Source organism: Streptomyces sp. NPDC028308, from assembly GCF_055565855.1.
Genome location: NZ_JBVHTO010000013.1, coordinates 345,651 through 360,036 on the forward strand (window position 1 = coordinate 345,651; position 14,386 = coordinate 360,036).

Annotated in this window: 14 protein-coding genes and 1 pseudogene; 8 read left to right on the forward strand and 7 right to left on the reverse strand. The window is 72.0% G+C overall.

Annotated elements, in window-relative coordinates:
• The first annotated feature begins 10 nt into the window (after window positions 1-10).
• Window positions 11-544 carry a hypothetical protein gene (locus ACZ4VA_RS30390; RefSeq protein ID WP_356238175.1) on the forward strand — a complete coding sequence of 178 codons (534 nt, stop codon included), beginning with the start codon at window positions 11-13 and terminating at the stop codon, window positions 542-544.
• A 217-nt stretch (window positions 545-761) separates the two neighbouring features.
• On the opposite strand, the pseudogene ACZ4VA_RS30395 reads toward ACZ4VA_RS30390, so the two are convergent.
• A pseudogene (locus ACZ4VA_RS30395) lies at window positions 762-917 on the reverse strand (DUF255 domain-containing protein); the annotation flags it as partial.
• Window positions 918-1,119: 202 nt separating this feature from the next.
• Between ACZ4VA_RS30395 and ACZ4VA_RS30400 the strand changes: the two are divergent.
• Complete coding sequence (locus tag ACZ4VA_RS30400) at window positions 1,120-4,338, forward strand: tetratricopeptide repeat protein (protein ID WP_468083213.1); 3,219 nt, start codon at window positions 1,120-1,122, stop codon at window positions 4,336-4,338.
• 74 nt (window positions 4,339-4,412) lie between these two features.
• On the opposite strand, the gene ACZ4VA_RS30405 is transcribed toward ACZ4VA_RS30400, so the two are convergent.
• Window positions 4,413-4,670 (reverse strand): hypothetical protein, encoded by a 258-nt coding sequence (locus tag ACZ4VA_RS30405; protein WP_355791548.1) that lies wholly within the window; start codon window positions 4,668-4,670, stop codon window positions 4,413-4,415.
• Window positions 4,663-5,523 carry a mycothiol conjugate amidase Mca gene (gene mca / locus ACZ4VA_RS30410; RefSeq protein WP_355791561.1) on the reverse strand — a complete coding sequence of 287 codons (861 nt, stop codon included), beginning with the start codon at window positions 5,521-5,523 and terminating at the stop codon, window positions 4,663-4,665. The genes ACZ4VA_RS30405 and mca overlap by 8 nt, the downstream gene beginning before the upstream one ends.
• A gap of 197 nt (window positions 5,524-5,720) precedes the next feature.
• Between mca and ACZ4VA_RS30415 the strand changes: the two genes are divergently transcribed.
• Complete coding sequence (locus ACZ4VA_RS30415) at window positions 5,721-6,122, forward strand: DUF4307 domain-containing protein (protein WP_355791551.1); 402 nt, start codon at window positions 5,721-5,723, stop codon at window positions 6,120-6,122.
• A 227-nt stretch (window positions 6,123-6,349) separates the two neighbouring features.
• The gene (gene greA, locus ACZ4VA_RS30420) at window positions 6,350-6,847 is read left to right on the forward strand and encodes a transcription elongation factor GreA (RefSeq protein ID WP_355791555.1); all 498 of its coding nucleotides are present in this window, start codon (window positions 6,350-6,352) and stop codon (window positions 6,845-6,847) included.
• A 64-nt stretch (window positions 6,848-6,911) separates the two neighbouring features.
• Here the strand turns inward: greA and ACZ4VA_RS30425 are convergent, their stop codons facing one another.
• The 3 genes from ACZ4VA_RS30425 to ilvA form a co-directional block, all read right to left on the reverse strand.
• On the reverse strand, window positions 6,912-7,769 hold the full coding sequence (locus ACZ4VA_RS30425; protein ID WP_355791558.1) for an ABC transporter permease: 858 nt from the start codon (window positions 7,767-7,769) through the stop codon (window positions 6,912-6,914).
• Window positions 7,766-8,776, reverse strand: a complete 1,011-nt coding sequence (locus ACZ4VA_RS30430; protein WP_356171030.1) for an ATP-binding cassette domain-containing protein — start codon at window positions 8,774-8,776, stop codon at window positions 7,766-7,768. Before ACZ4VA_RS30430 ends, ACZ4VA_RS30425 begins: the two co-directional genes overlap by 4 nt.
• 199 nt (window positions 8,777-8,975) lie before the next feature.
• Window positions 8,976-10,205, reverse strand: coding sequence for a threonine ammonia-lyase (gene ilvA / locus ACZ4VA_RS30435; protein ID WP_355792235.1), 1,230 nt, complete (start codon window positions 10,203-10,205; stop codon window positions 8,976-8,978).
• Between the two features lie 164 nt (window positions 10,206-10,369).
• Between ilvA and ACZ4VA_RS30440 the strand changes: the two genes are divergently transcribed.
• The 3 genes from ACZ4VA_RS30440 to ACZ4VA_RS30450 all read left to right on the forward strand — a co-directional run bounded on the left by ACZ4VA_RS30440 (window position 10,370) and on the right by ACZ4VA_RS30450 (window position 11,923).
• Complete coding sequence (locus tag ACZ4VA_RS30440) at window positions 10,370-10,876, forward strand: MarR family winged helix-turn-helix transcriptional regulator (RefSeq protein ID WP_355792238.1); 507 nt, start codon at window positions 10,370-10,372, stop codon at window positions 10,874-10,876.
• Between the two features lie 304 nt (window positions 10,877-11,180).
• Complete coding sequence (locus tag ACZ4VA_RS30445) at window positions 11,181-11,678, forward strand: sigma factor-like helix-turn-helix DNA-binding protein (RefSeq protein WP_355792240.1); 498 nt, start codon at window positions 11,181-11,183, stop codon at window positions 11,676-11,678.
• Window positions 11,675-11,923: a hypothetical protein gene (locus tag ACZ4VA_RS30450; RefSeq protein WP_468083218.1), complete on the forward strand. Its 249-nt coding sequence runs from the start codon at window positions 11,675-11,677 to the stop codon at window positions 11,921-11,923. Before ACZ4VA_RS30445 ends, ACZ4VA_RS30450 begins: the two co-directional genes overlap by 4 nt.
• A gap of 16 nt (window positions 11,924-11,939) precedes the next feature.
• Here ACZ4VA_RS30450 and ACZ4VA_RS30455 read toward each other — a convergent pair whose 3' ends face one another.
• Window positions 11,940-13,094: a cystathionine gamma-synthase gene (locus ACZ4VA_RS30455; RefSeq protein WP_355781107.1), complete on the reverse strand. Its 1,155-nt coding sequence runs from the start codon at window positions 13,092-13,094 to the stop codon at window positions 11,940-11,942.
• A 165-nt stretch (window positions 13,095-13,259) separates the two neighbouring features.
• Here ACZ4VA_RS30455 and ACZ4VA_RS30460 point away from each other — a divergent pair, with 165 nt between their 5' ends.
• On the forward strand, window positions 13,260-14,378 hold the full coding sequence (locus ACZ4VA_RS30460) for a hypothetical protein (RefSeq protein ID WP_355781110.1): 1,119 nt from the start codon (window positions 13,260-13,262) through the stop codon (window positions 14,376-14,378).
• Window positions 14,379-14,386: the final 8 nt, after the last annotated feature.

Consider the following 14,386-nt stretch of genomic DNA (forward strand, 5'->3'; position numbering starts at 1 on the left):
TGGGGTGCCTGTGACCTCCACGGATGACGTCACCGAGAGCAAGGTCCTGCTGGCCGAGTACGACCGACTCAAGGAGGAACAGAAGACCCGCATAGGGTTCCGCGACAATCTGCTCTACTTCACGCTCGCCGCAGCCACTGCAGTCGTGGCGATCACCGCCCAGAGCGGACAGTCCCGACTGTTGCTATCCGTCCCCGCGATCTGTCTGATCCTGGGCTGGACCTACCTGGTCAACGACGAGAAGATCTCGGCGATCGGCTGCTACGTCCGCGACCGGCTGGGGCCGCGCCTCGGGGAACTCATCTCCGCCCACGGCGCAGTGTTCGGCTGGGAGAGCTACCACCGCAACGTCGCGGGCCGCACCGTGCGCAAGCGGCTTCAGACCGCGGTGGACCTGTTCACGTACCTAGTCCTGCCCATGGTCTGCACGACCGCGTTCTGGTGCTCCCCTGCCGTTCAGCCCCTGCTCGTGCTCGCTTCTCTCGGTCAGACGCTCGCCCTAGCCGTACTGGGCTGGCAGTTCCTGCGCCGTACGGAGCGGTAGCACCAGGCCGCCGCCAGGCACGCGTACGACACCTCCCGGCCGCAGCGTGAGGCAAGCGCACACCGCTATCGGACACCCCCGCGTGCAGTGGGCTGACCAGGGCCCTGGTTAAAGGTCTACGTACGGGTCGGGTACCCCTGGAACGAATCGGTCTGTTGATCTCCAAGCCGGGCGGCCGTGCTCAGGCTCCGGGCTAACGCCCTGTGCGAGTCGACTGACACCAGTGGCAGCTGCTGTAGCCCACGCTGAGCAGGACGGGCACATCGCGTCTGCGGGCCTCGTCGAAGGCCTCGGCCGACCAGGGCCACCAGTCGACGGGGTTGTCGGCGTGCTGGAGCAGATACGGGGACGTCTCATGGGCCAGTCGGTTCACCCTTCCACTCTCCCACGGTGTCCCGCGCGAGGAGGAAGCGCCGCTTCGCCCGGCGTGCCCCGCCGGGGGCTCCCCGCCTGGAGGGTCCGCGCCTCCCCGCGTCGCGGCGGCGGGCCGCGCCAATGATCGCGGGCCTCTGTCGCTCGGGCCCCGCACCAAGGACACTCGTAGCCAAGGGAGTTGCACCGGAGGGGGACATGACATGCGGGACAGCCATCGGGCGGAGGCCGAGCGGCTGTTGGCCCGGGCCGTGGAGGAGGAGGTGCGGCGCTCGGGCGGGCGCACCGACGGCGCCGTGCTGCTGTCACGCGCGCGGGGCGGCCTGGACGCCATGGCCCAGGCCGCGGCGGAGGAGTACGAGGCGTACACCCGCGCGCTCGACGAGACGGCGTCGGGCGAGCTGACCTTCGGGCAGCGGTACGCGCGCGAGGGCGCCGGCACCGCCGTGCTGGTGGCGGGCGTCGCCGCGCTCGCGGCCTGCGTCGCCGACCTGGCCCTGGGCACCGGCGCCGGGACGGCCCTGGGCGCCGGTGCGGTGGCCGGCGTGGCCGGGGCGGCGACCACCGTGGCGAAGGTGTCCGCCTCGCACCTGCCCGCCGCGAGCCGCCGCGCGGGCGCCCTGAACCAGCCCGGCGGGCCCGAACAGCTGCGCCTGCAGTGGCTGACGGCCCTGGAGGTACGCGGCATCCGCCCCTTCCTCGACCAGCAGCGGGTGCTCAACGCGTCGGCCGGCGCCAAGAAGGGCGCACCCCAGCTGCGCCGTACCGACAAGAGCGCCGCGGCCCGCCGACGCAACGTCCTGGAACAGTCCTTCGGGCAACTCCCGGAGCTGGACCCGGTGTTCACCGGACGCAGGCCGGAGCTCTCCCGGGTCGCGCAGTGGGTGCACGCGGCCCGCGCGAGCACGGAGACCAAGCCGACGGTGGTCGTGCTGCACGGCGCCCCCGGCTCGGGCCGCAGCACCCTCGCCGTGCGGGCGGCGCACGAGCTCAAGGACCAGTTCCGGGGTGCGTGCGTGGTGGACCTGCGCGGCGACAGCCCGGAGGAGCCGCCGCTGTCCACCCGGGACGCGCTGCTGCACCTGCTGAACCGGCTGGGGGCGCCGCGCGAGCAGCTCCTGTTCCGTGAGCGTTCCTCGCAGGACCAGCAGGTCAGGCGGCTGAGCGAGCTGTACCACCAGCATCTGACCGGGCTGCCGGTCACCATCGTGCTGGACGACGCCTCCGACGCCGAGCAGGTCCGCACCCTGGTCCCCGAGCGGTCCGAGAGCCTGGTGCTGGTCACCGCCCGCACCCCCCTCGAACTCCCCGCGGACCTCGCCGCCTGGGTGCACCACCTCCCGCTGGAGGCCCTGGACGCGGGCGCCGCCGAGGAGCTGCTGAACGCCGCGGCGCAGGACACCTCGGGCCCCTACGACGCCGAATCCTGCGACCGCGTACGGGAGTTGTGCGGCGGCCTGCCGCTGGCCCTGCGCATCGCGGGCTCCTCGCTCGGCCCGCGCACACCCCGTGTCCTCGCCGTCGACCTCGGGGCGTACGGCCCCGTCGAACCGGTCGAGCGGGCCCTGTGGCTGCGCTACACCGACCAGCCGGACACCGCACGGCGCCTGCTGCGGCGGCTGGCGCTGGCCGGGCGCGCCTCGCTGGGCGCGGCAGCGGCGGCCTCGCTGCTGGCGACGGACGAGCAGGAGGCGGCCCGCCAGCTGGCCGCGCTCGCCCGCGCCGGCCTGATCCTGCACGTGCGCGGCAGCCGCTACCGCCTGCACGACGTCGTACGCGGCTTCGCCCAGGCCCGTCTGCTGGACGAGGAGGAGCCGGCCGAGCGGACGGCCGCGCAGGAACGGCTGATCGTGAACTACGGCGAGCTCGCGGACTCGGTGATCCGCCTGGTCGACGGGAAGACGTCGACGCGCGCGGACTCCGCGTTCCAGTCGAGCGCGGTCGGCCCGCACGGTTTCACCTCCCTCGACGCGGCCCTGCGCTGGCTGGACGACGAGTCGAGCTTCATCACGGCGGCGCTGCGCCACGCGGAGGGCGTGAACCAGGCGGCCGTGCTCAACCTGCTGGGCGCCCTGTGCGACTACTGCCTGCTGCGCGGCGACCTGTACCGCCTCGGTGAGATCAGCGAGCTGACCCAGGCCGTCGACCAGGGGCTGCTGGTCCGCTCGGTGCAGTGGCGTACGGGCATCGCGGCCCGCCAGCTCGGCGAGCTGGACAAGGCCCGCACGACGCTCTCCTCGGTGGTCGACCTCTACTTCGAGGCGCACCACGACGCGGGCGCCGCCCGCGCGCTCTGCTCCCTCGGGATCACGCTGCACCACCAGGGCAACCTGGCGGAGGCGGCGGCGCGGCTCCAGGAGGCCATGGACCTGCAGGCCTCGCCCGAGCTGGCCGCCGACCGCGCCTGGACGATGCACGCCCTGGCCGCGGTGGAACGGGACCGCGCCCGGCTGGGCGCGGCTCTCGGCCTGCTCACCGAAGCCCTGGTCCTGCACCGCGAGAGCGAGTCGGTGCACGGCGAGGCGTGGGCGCACTTCCAGCTCGGGCAGGTGGCGCTGCGCATGGGCGACGTGGCGCGGGCGGACCGCGAGCTGCGCGAGGCGCTCGATCTGTACGGGCGTACGCGCGACGGGCGCGGTGAGGCGTGGGCGCTGACCCAGCTGGCCCGGGCGCGGCTCGTCGACGGCGATCCCTCCACGGCGGTGGACGGGCTGCGCCAGGCGGCGTCGCGGCACCGGGACAACGAGGACGCGCGCGGGGAGGCGTGGACGGTGTACTACCTGGGCCAGGCCCTGGAGGAGACCGGCAACCTGGACCACGCGGTGCGCGAGCTGGAGCGGTCCCGCACGATGTTCTCCCGGATGCGGGACGTCTACGGGCTGGCCTGCGCCCGGCACCACTCGGCGCGCGTGACCCGCGACCAGCGGGCCGCCCGGACCGGCTCCCTGCGCAACTCGGGCTTCGCCCGCCAGCTCCTCGTCGACGCCCGCGCGGACTTCCAGCGCATCGGGGTCGCCCACGGCGAGGCGTGGACGTGCCTGGAGCTGGCGGTGGTGGACGCCGGCAACGCGCGCTCGCCGCAGGCGCTGTCCCTGTGCGACGAGGCGATCGGCCTGTTCACGTCCTACGGCGACCGCCGCGGCGAGGACTGGGCGCGCTTCCTGCGCTGCACCCTGCTCCCCTACGCGGCTCCCGGCGGCTCGGAGATCGGCACGGCGGTGGCCCAGGAGGAGCTGGCCCGGCTGTCCCGCTCCCCGCACCCGGCCCGGGACGGCAAGCTGGACGACTACGTCGAGGCGTACCAGCTGCTGCTCGAACGCGGAGTCGACCTGGACGCCGGCTGGCAGGCGTGGCGTCTGGGCATGGTCCCGGACCGCCACGCCCGTGAGGTCATGGGTGTGCCGGTGACGGCCCACAGCTGACCGGGGCCGTCACGCACAGGACTCCGCCCGCCGCGTCCCCTCCCGTACCGGAGGGGCCGGCGGGGACGGGCGGCTCAGCCCTGCTGGGGCTTGGGCGCGGAGGTACCCGAGGTCTCCCGGTCGGCCGGGGCCCCGTCCGTCTCCGGGTCCTCGAAGTCGACCTTCCGCATGTGGCGGTTCATCGACTTCATCAGGCCCCACACGGCCAGGGCCATCACCGCGAACACGATGAAACCGAGGACGCCGGGGGTGACCTTGTTCTCGTCGACCTCCTTGGCGAGGGAGACGAGGTCCGTCATTGCCAGGCTTGCGCTTGCGCTCATGTCAGGCATTGTCGCGGATGCCCGCAAAGAGGTCGTCCTCGGGGAGGGAGGTATCGACGAGGGACTTGGCGAGCTCGTACTCCTCGGTCGGCCAGACCGCCTTCTGGAGCTCCATCGGGACCTTGAACCAGCCGCCGTCGGGGTCGATCTGCGTGGCGTGCGCGATCAGCGCCTTGTCGCGGATCTCGAAGAACTCGGCGCACGGGATGTGCGTGGTCAGCGTGCGCTCGACGCGCTCGAACTCCGACCAGCGCTTCAGCCAGTCCCCGTACGGCGACTCCAGGCCGCTGTCCAGCATCGCCTGGTGCAGCGCCTCGGTGCGCGGGCGGTTGAAGCCCTGGTTGTAGTACAGCTTCTGCGGCTGGAAGGCCGGGCCGAACTCCGACTCCGGGTACTTCTCGGTGTCCGCCGCGCCCTCGAACGCCACCATCGAGATCTTGTGGGTCATGATGTGGTCGGGGTGCGGGTAGCCGCCGTTCTCGTCGTAGGTGGTGATCACCTGGGGACGGAACGAGCGGATCTGCTTCACCAGCTCGCCGGCCGCCTTGTCGACGTCCTCCAGCGCGAAGCAGCCCTCGGGCAGCGGGGGCAGCGGGTCGCCCTCGGGCAGCCCGGAGTCGACGAAGCCGAGCCACTCCTGCTTGATGCCGAGGATCTCGCGCGCCTCGTCCATCTCCTTCTTGCGCACCTCGTGGATGTGCTCCTCGATGTACGTGTCCCCCTGCAGCTTCGGGTTGAGGATGGAGCCGCGCTCCCCGCCCGTGCAGGTCACGACCAGCACGTCCACCCCTTCGGACACGTACTTCGCCATGGTGGCCGCGCCCTTGCTCGACTCGTCGTCGGGGTGGGCGTGCACGGCCATCAGTCGCAGCTGGTCAGTCAAGACTCAATCCTCAGTCAGTCGGCTGTCGCCTCGGTAGGTCGGCGGTCGGCGCCCGGCGTGATTCGGCGTGATGGGCGGCTTCTATAGTGACGGACCGAGGGGGCGAAAAATTCCGCGGCCCGGCCCCGGGAGGTCCCGCCGGGACTTCCGCCCCGGCCCCCTGCGAGAGGACGACCATGAGCACGGCGAGCACGCAGCTGCCCGAGGGCCGGTACGGCCGCTCCGAGGACGAGCGCGCCGACCGCAGGCTCAAGGTCATCGGCACCGTGCTGGGCGCCGCGCTCCTCGCCCTCGTCGGCTACTTCGCCTACTACTACGTGGGCGGAAGCAAGATCAGCGGTGAGGTGATCACCTTCAGCGCCGTCTCGGACAAGGCGGTCGAGGTGCATCTGGAGGTCCGCAAGGACACGGACGCGAGCGGCTACTGCACGCTGCGCTCGCAGAGCTCCGACGGCGCCGAGGTGGGCCGCGCGGACTTCCGCTTCGACCAGCGTTCCTCACGCGTCGACAAGGTCGTCACCCTGCGGACGACGGCGCGCGGCACCACCGCCGAGCTGCTCGGCTGCCACGCCGACTGATCCCGGCGGACACGCTCCGTCACGGGACGGCGCGCGGCGACGAGCGCGCGACACGGCCGCCCCGTATGCGCCGGTTCGTCGCTGACCTGCGTGGACGTAATTCTCATGCCTTATGTCCTCCCCCTTCAGCCACCGAATTGTTAGGCTCGTGGTTTCGCCCACCCGAGAAGGAACATTCTTCTGGGTAGGGCGATGCTTTGTATTCCCAGTACCTACGAGGAGCACCTGTGACCCAGACCAGCGAAAACGTCACCTGGCTTACCCAGGAGGCGTACAACCAGCTCAAGGCCGAGCTGGAGTACCTGTCTGGTCCTGCGCGCACGGAGATCGCCGCCAAGATCGCGGCAGCGCGCGAGGAGGGGGACCTGCGCGAGAACGGCGGGTACCACGCGGCCAAGGAGGAGCAGGGCAAGCAGGAGCTCCGAGTGCGCCAGCTGACCCAGCTCCTGGAGAACGCCAAGGTCGGGGAGGCCCCCGCGGCGGACGGTGCGGTCGCGCCCGGCATGGTCGTGACCATCGCCTTCGACGGTGACGAGGACGACACCCTGACGTTCCTGCTCGCCTCCCGCGAGTACGCGAGCTCCGACATCGAGACGTACTCGCCGCAGTCCCCGCTGGGCTCCGGCGTGAACGGCAAGAAGGTCGGGGACGACGCCCAGTACGAGCTGCCGAACGGCAAGCTCGCCTCGGTGAAGATCCTGAAGGCGCAGCCGTACCAGGGCTGAGCCCCCACGACACGGTCGACGAAGCCCCCGGCGGTCATCCGCCGGGGGCTTCGTCATGCCGGGCTCACGCCGTGGCGGACCGGTACTTGCGGACCGCGAGCGTGCGGAAGATCAGGATGATCAGGACGGAGTAGATCACCGAGGCCCAGACGGAGTGCTGCATCGGCCAGGCGTCGGACTGCGACTGGCCGGGGTTGGCGAACAGCACACGGCAGGCCTGGACGGTGGCGCTGAAGGGGTTCCACTCCGCGATGTGCCGCAGCCAGGGCGTCATGTTCGAGGAGTCCACGAACGCGTTCGAGATGAACGTGACCGGGAAGAGCCAGATCAGGCCGCCGGAGGTGGCCGCCTCGGGCGTCCGCACGGAGAGGCCGATCAGGGCGCCGATCCAGGTGAACGCGTAGCCGGACAGGAGCAGCAGTCCGAAGGCGCCGAGCACCTTGGCGGCGTTGGTGTCGCCGTCCGATCCCACGCGCCAGCCGACCAGCAGGGCGACGACGGCGAGGACCAGCAGGGTCAGGGCGGTCTGGACGAGGTCGGCCAGCGTGCGCCCGGTGAGCACCGCGCCGCGCGCCATCGGCAGGGAGCGGAAGCGGTCGATGAGGCCCTTGTGCATGTCGTCCGCGATGCCCGCTCCGGCGCCCGCGGTGGCGAAGGTGACCGTCTGCGCGAAGATGCCGGCCATCAGGAAGTTCCGGTAGTCGGTGGCGCTGGTGCTGCCGCCGATCTGCATGGAGCCGCCGAACACGTACGAGAACAGCACGACGAACATGACCGGCTGGATGAGCCCGAAGATCACCATCTCCGGGATGCGGGACATCCGGATCAGATTGCGCTTGGCGATGACCAGCGAGTCCCGGACGGACTGGGTCAGGGCGTTGCCCGGGGCCGGGATCTGCACGGCGTCGGTGGCGGCGCTCACTTGGCGGTCTCCTTCGGGTGCTTGCGGCTCTTGGCGTCCGCGGCGGCCGCGCCGTCCTCCTCGCGCTCCTCGGCGAGGTGGCCGGTGAGCGAGATGAACACGTCGTCCAGGGTGGGTCGGCGCAGGCCGATGTCGTCGATCTCGATGCCGCGGGCGTCCAGCTCGCGGATCACCTCGGCGAGGAGCTTGGCGCCGCCGGACACCGGGACGGTGAGCTTGCGGGTGTGCTCCTCGACCTTGGTCTCGCCCTTGCCGAAGCCGAACAGCACCTCGGAGGCGGTGGCGATGTGCTCGCGGTCGTGCACGACGACCTCGACGCGCTCGCCGCCGGTCTGCGCCTTGAGCTGGTCGGAGGTGCCGCGGGCGATGACGCGGCCCTGGTCGACGACGCAGATGTCGTGGGCGAGGTGGTCGGCCTCCTCCAGGTACTGCGTGGTCAGCAGCAGCGTGGTGCCGCCGGAGACGAGCTGCTTGATGACCTCCCACAGCTGCTGGCGGTTGCGGGGGTCGAGGCCGGTGGTCGGCTCGTCCATGAACATCACGGGCGGCGAGACGACCAGCGCGGCGGCGAGGTCGAGCCGGCGGCGCATACCGCCCGAGTACGTCTTCGCGGGGCGGTCGGCGGCGTCCGTGAGGTGGAACTGCTCCAGCAGCTCGGCCGCCCGCTCCTTCGCCGCCTTCGCCCGCATCTGGTAGAGCTGGCCGACCATCTGGAGGTTCTCGCGGCCCGTCAGGTACTCGTCGACCGCGGCGAACTGCCCGGAGAGCCCGACCGAGCGGCGTACCGCGTCGGGGTGCTTGAGCACGTCGATGCCCGCGACGACCGCCCGGCCGCTGTCGGGCCGCAACAAGGTGGTGAGACAGCGGACGGTGGTGGTCTTGCCCGCGCCGTTCGGCCCGAGGAGGCCCAGCACGGTGCCCTCCGGGACATCGAGATCGACGCCGTCCAGAGCCTTTACGTCACCGAAGGTCTTCACCAGGCCTTCGGCATAGATGGCGCCTGGCATGTGAGGTCTCCCAAAAGTTGGAGAATTCCTACGGAAAGATCCTAGGTTTGCAATATGTGCGCCGCGCGACGGACGGGCGTCACCCGGACGGGTGGAACGCCGCCCCTCACGGGCGCGGTTGTGGCGAGGGACACACGGTATCGCGATGTATCGCGTCTCTCAACAGATTTACCCGGCCCTTCACGGCGAACCGCAGGCCTCAGTCGATGACCGTGTAACCCGCCGTACGCAGCGCCCTGTTGACCTCGGCGCAGTGCTCGGGCCCCTTCGTCTCCAGGTGCAGCTCGACCTCCACCTCCGTGAGCCCGAGCCGCGGGTCGGTCCGGACGTGACTCACATCCAGGACGTTAGCGTCGGCCACTGACAACACCCCCAGAAGCGTCGCCAGGGCACCCGGCCGGTCCGTCAGCCGCAGCGTGACGGCGAGGTAGCGGCCCGCCGCGGCCATGCCGTGCCGCAGGATGCGCTGGATCAGCAGCGGGTCCACGTTGCCGCCGGACAGCACCGCCACCACCGGCCCCTCGAAACTGCCCGGCTCGCTCAGCAGCGCCGCGACGGGACTGGCGCCCGCCGGCTCGACGACCAGCTTGGCCCGCTCCAGGCACAGCAGCAGCGCGCTCGACAGATGGTTCTCCGAGACCGTGCGCACGTCGTCCACCAGGTCGTGCACGATCCGGAACGGCACGTCGCCCGGCCGCCCGACCCTGATGCCGTCCGCCATCGTCGCCGGGTTCTCGATCGCCATCGGGCGCCCCGCCGCCAGCGAGGGCGGATACGCCGCCGCGCCTGCCGCCTGCACACCGACCACCCGCACGTCCGGACGCAGCGCCTTCACCGCCGTCGCGATACCCGCGACCAGGCCGCCACCGCCGATCCCGACCACGATCGTGCGGACCTCCGGGCACTGCTCCAGGATCTCCAGGCCGACCGTGCCCTGCCCCGCGATGATGTCGGGGTGGTCGAACGGGTGGATGAACACCGCGCCGGTCTCGGCCGCGTACTCCTGCGCGGCGGCCAGCGTCTCGTCGACCACCTGACCGTGCAGCCTCACCTCCGCGCCGTACTCGCGGGTGGCCGCGACCTTCGGCAGCGGGGCCCCGGACGGCATGAACACCGTCGAGCGCACACCGAGCAGCGAGGAGGCGAGGGCGACACCCTGGGCGTGGTTGCCCGCGCTCGCCGCGACGACCCCGGCGGCCCGCTCCTCGGGCAGCAGACCCGCGATCCGCACGTACGCGCCGCGCAGCTTGAAGGAACCCGTCCGCTGGAGGTTCTCGCACTTGAGGTGCACCGGCGCGCCGACCAGCTGGGACAGGTGCCTGCTGCCCTCCATCGCGGTCATTCGCGACACGCCGGAGAGCATCTTCTGTGCCCCGCGCACGTCGTCCAGGGTCACCGTCCGCAAGGAGTCAGCCGTCCTGTAGCTCATGACCACCAGTCTCGCAGTTCACAGCCCGCCCCTCCTCGTGTGACCACCGGGCGAGACTGGATTGCGCAGCGCCGGTACGGCCCGCCCCCCGGCCGCGTACCCTGTCCCCCAACCCAGGACCCCACGCATGAATTGAGCCCCCGGCCATGCCCACAACACCTGAAATGTCGATGGACATGACGACCGTCGGTGACACCGGTCTTCTCGACACGCTGCAGCACGAGGTCGCGGTGTTCGCGCGCCGCGCGGAACAGACCCGGCTCGGCGGGGTCGGGCAGGTGCGCAACTCCATGGACCGGGCCGCGTACCTGCTGCTCAACCGCCTCGACAAGGAAGGCCCGATGGGCGTCAAGGCCCTCGCCGCGAGCATGGGCATCGACTCCTCGACGGTCACCCGTCAGGTGGCACCGCTAGTCGACACCGGCCTCGTCAAGCGCACCTCGCACCCCGAGGACGGGCGGGCCGTGGTGCTCCAGCTCTCCCCGCGCGGGCAGTCCCGCCTGGAGGAAGTGCGCTCGTCGAGACGTCAGTTGATGGCCGAGCTGACACACGACTGGGCGCCGGAGGAGCGCGACGCGTTCTGCACGCTCCTCACGCGCTTCAACGGCGCGCTCTCGGCCCGCCAGGCCGCACAGGGCGGCCCGGTGACGGAGACCCATTCGGGTTCCTGACCGGCAGCCCGGCCGCCAGGCTCCCCCCGCCGCGCACCGTCCGTTTCCGCACGCCGACCGGCCGCGGACCGTCCGCAGCACCCCGGAGCCCGTCCGGCCACCCCTTCCACACGCACGCGCGCCCGCACCTCCGCACGCGCGTGCGTGTGCGCATGTACGCCTGCCCCTTGACCGGGAGGCCGGGCCTGGCCTCATATGAGAGCGGGCCCCGCCGTACACGGTCTGGCATGCCGTACACGGCCGGGACCACCGTTCCCCTCAGGTCCCACAGACCCCTCCGGGTCACCCTCAGGCGGGAGGCGCGGTGCGAGAACGGCGGGCGTTCCAGAGCGCTCGCCGCGCCCGGGAGTTCGAGGCGTTCGTCGCGGGCGCGGCAGGGCGGCTGCTGCATGCCGCCACGCTGCTCACGGCCGAGACGCCGGACGCCAACCCGCGCGCGCGGCGCCTGCTCACCCAGGCCCTGGCCCACACGTACGCCTGCTGGGACCGGCTGCGCGGCGAGGACCCCTACGACCGCGCGCGCCAGGAGCTGGCCGTCCGCTTCGCGCACGCGGCCTGGCACCAGTACGGCGGCCTCGGCCGGGCCCGGCCCGACCCCGGCAGCGTCCTGGCGCGGCTCACCCCCCAGGAACGGCTGATCCTGGTCCTGCGGCTGTACGAGGGGGTCGCCGAGGAACAGACGGCGGCGCTGCTCGGCCTGCCCCCCGAACGCGTCCGCGCGATCTGCGCCCGCGCGATGACGACCCTGCTGCATCCGCCCCGCGGACCGGCACCGGCCCTGGCGGAGGTGGCGCCGTCGTGAACCAGCCCGAGCGGGAGGCCGCCGTACGGCGGATGCTGGAGCAGAACCCGCCCCAGGTGCCGCCCGACCTGTACCCGGCCGTCGTACGGCGCGGCGCACGGATGCTGCGCCGCCGCACCGCCGCCCGCCGGCTGCTGTGGCTGCTGCTGTTCACGGCGGCCGTCGCCTTCGTCGTCTGGGCGTCGACGGCGCGCCCCTGGGTGGAGCCGCCGTCCGACACGACCCCACCCCTCACCGGCTGGTGAGCGCCGCGGGCACGGCCTAGCCGAGGGCCTGCTGGAGGTCCTGGAGCAGGTCGTCGACGTTCTCGATGCCCACGGACAGGCGCACCAGGTCGCCGGGCACCTCCAGGAGCGAGCCGGCCGTGGAGGCGTGCGTCATGCGTCCCGGGTGCTCGATCAGGGACTCGACGCCGCCCAGGGACTCGCCGAGCGTGAACACCTTGGCGCGGTTGCAGACCTCGACGGCCGCCTCCTCGCCGCCCTCGACGCGGAACGAGATCATGCCGCCGAACGCCCGCATCTGCTTGGCGGCGACCTCGTGACCGGGGTGCTCCGGCAGACCCGGGTACAGCACGCTCGTCACGCGCGCGTGCCGCGTGAGCATCTCGGCGACCTTGCCGGCGTTCTCGCTGTGCCGGTCCATGCGCACGGACAGCGTCTTGGCGCCGCGCAGCACCAGCCAGGAGTCGAAGGGCCCGGCGACCGCGCCCATCGCGTTCTGGTGGTACGCCAGCTCCTCGCCGAGTTCCGCGTCACCGGTGACCAGGGCGCCGCCGACGACGTCCGAGTGGCCGCCCATGTACTTGGTCAGGGAGTGCACGACGACGTCCGCGCCGAGCGCGAGCGGCTGCTGGAGGTAGGGGGTCGCGAAGGTGTTGTCGACGACGAGGCGGGCGCCCGCCTCGCGCGCGACCTGGGCGACCGCCGCGATGTCGGTGATGCCGAGGAGCGGGTTGGAGGGCGTCTCCACCCAGATCGCCTTGGTCTTCGGGGTGAGCGCGGCCCGTACGGCCGCGGGGTCGCTGGTGTCCGCGACCGACCACTCCACGCCCCAGCGGGAGACGACCTTCGCGAAGAGGCGGAACGTGCCGCCGTACGCGTCGTTCGGGATCACCACGTGGTCGCCGGGGCTGAGCAGCGTACGCAACAGGCAGTCCTCGGCAGCCAGTCCGGACGCGAACGCGAGGCCCCGGCGCCCGCCCTCCAGGGCGGCGAGGTTCTCTTCGAGGGCGGTCCTCGTCGGGTTGGCGCTGCGGCTGTACTCGTATCCGCCGCGCAGCCCGCCGACGCCGTCCTGCTTGTAGGTCGAGACCTGGTAGATCGGCGGGACGACCGCGCCGGTGAGGGGATCTGCGGTGTTGCCCGCGTGGATCGCAAGGGTCTCGAAGTGCTGACTGATGTGCCTGTCGCTCATGGGCACCGAGGGTAGTGCTCCCGCGGCACCGATGACGGCACGCGGCCCGCCGGAGCGTGCGGACGGGGGCGGATCCGCGCCGCCGGGAGCGCCCGAAGGGCCCCCGCCGGGGGTTCCGGCCGACCGGGTTCGCCATTTGTCGGACCCGTCTGGTTCGCTTGAGCCATGGAGATTCTCTGGGTCCTGATGGCGGCGCTGATGATGGGGATGGTCCTCGGGCCCCTCTTCATGCGCAGGCGGGCCGGTATTCAGCAGGTCGCCCCGGGTGACCCGGACGCCGCGGACCCGGCGAACTACGGCTTCGTGCGCCAGGAGGAGCTGGACATCCGCATGCCGGGCCCGGACGGCGATCTCGTCGACGTACTGGACCTGGTGCAGCGCACCCAGGACTACCGGGCCGCATCGCAGCTCCTGGCGGGCACGGAGGCGGACGGCGAGCGCCGCTGGCAGCGGGTGCAGGCGTTCGCGGGCGCGGCCTCGCTGGAGCTCCAGCGGCGTCCGGGCGGCGTGAGCGACGTGCCCGGCGGTCAGTGGCTGCGGGTGTGGCGGACCGAAGCGCCGAAGGACGCGGGCGGCGCGGCGGTGCACGCCGAGTTCCTGGTGCAGCAGGCGTGGCGGACGGCGACACCGGGGACGGACGAGTTCCGGATCATCATGGAGGAGGCCCGGGCGGCGTGCGGTGACGCGGCGCTGCTGGCCCCGGGTGACCCGGTCCCGTACATCATCGAGCTCTCCGTGGCCCGCGGACTGGCCTACGACCGGGCCGAGTTCGAGAATCTCTGGCTCAAGATCCTGGACCGGGCGCCGGCCCACATGGGCGCGCATCTGGCGGCCCTGCACTACTGGTGCGAGAAGTGGCACGGCTCGCGCGAGGTGGCGTACTCCTTCGCGGAGGCCGCCGCGACCCGCGCTCCCCGGGGTTCGCTGCTGGCCGCGCTGCCCCTCTTCGCCGTCTTCGAGCACCTGCCCGAGGTGAACCTGGTCAGCAGCTTCTACCAGAGCGAGGTCGTGACCAAGGCGGTGCACGGCGCGCTCTTCGCGGTGCACGCGGCCCGCCCGGACGATCCGATGCTGGCCCACGTCCGCCACCTCCTGGTCTTCTTCCTGGTCCGCGGCGAGCGCTGGTCCGAGGCGATGAACCAGCTGGTCCACATCGACGGACACGTCGGCGCCCTGCCCTGGACCCTGACGTCCGACCCGGCGGCGGACTACGCGGTCTACCGCGCGCTGGCGGTGGCGGGCTACGAGGCGAACGGCGGAAACCCGGCGACGCTGCCGCAGTGACGGAAGGG

Coding starts and splice junctions, on each gene's coding strand:
- ACZ4VA_RS30440 (WP_355792238.1), top strand. CDS start 10,370: ATGTCGATGGACATGACGACCGTCGGTGACACCGGTCTTCTCGACACG.
- ACZ4VA_RS30430 (WP_356171030.1), bottom strand. CDS start 8,776: ATGCCAGGCGCCATCTATGCCGAAGGCCTGGTGAAGACCTTCGGTGAC.
- ACZ4VA_RS30415 (WP_355791551.1), top strand. CDS start 5,721: ATGAGCACGGCGAGCACGCAGCTGCCCGAGGGCCGGTACGGCCGCTCC.
- ACZ4VA_RS30400 (WP_468083213.1), top strand. CDS start 1,120: ATGCGGGACAGCCATCGGGCGGAGGCCGAGCGGCTGTTGGCCCGGGCC.
- ACZ4VA_RS30405 (WP_355791548.1), bottom strand. CDS start 4,670: ATGCCTGACATGAGCGCAAGCGCAAGCCTGGCAATGACGGACCTCGTC.
- ACZ4VA_RS30455 (WP_355781107.1), bottom strand. CDS start 13,094: ATGAGCGACAGGCACATCAGTCAGCACTTCGAGACCCTTGCGATCCAC.
- ACZ4VA_RS30460 (WP_355781110.1), top strand. CDS start 13,260: ATGGAGATTCTCTGGGTCCTGATGGCGGCGCTGATGATGGGGATGGTC.
- mca (WP_355791561.1), bottom strand. CDS start 5,523: ATGGCCGTGCACGCCCACCCCGACGACGAGTCGAGCAAGGGCGCGGCC.
- ilvA (WP_355792235.1), bottom strand. CDS start 10,205: ATGAGCTACAGGACGGCTGACTCCTTGCGGACGGTGACCCTGGACGAC.